Source organism: Halalkalibacter flavus, from assembly GCF_036663575.1.
GTDB lineage: Bacteria > Bacillota > Bacilli > Bacillales > Bacillaceae_D > Halalkalibacter > Halalkalibacter flavus.
On sequence record NZ_JAWRVK010000355.1, the window covers coordinates 1 to 247 of the forward strand.

1 rRNA gene is annotated in these 247 nt (G+C 53.8%); it reads left to right on the top strand.

The features are described from left to right. A 23S ribosomal RNA gene (locus SAY88_RS25460) occupies positions 1-214 on the top strand; the annotation flags it as partial. Between the last annotated feature and the right edge of the window lie 33 nt (positions 215-247).

Consider the following 247-nt stretch of genomic DNA (forward strand, 5'->3'; position numbering starts at 1 on the left):
GTACCAGTTGTTCCGCCAGGAGCACCGCTGGGTAGCCAAGTGCGGAAGGGATAAGCGCTGAAAGCATCTAAGCGCGAAGCCCCCCTCAAGATGAGATTTCCCATTCCCTCGTGGAAGTAAGACCCCTTGTAGATGACAAGGTAGATCGGTCCGGGGTGTAAGCACAGCAATGTGTTCAGCTGACGGATACGAATCGGTCGAGGGCTTTCCCTACTTACTTCTCACGGTTGCTTTGCTTCTTCCATCC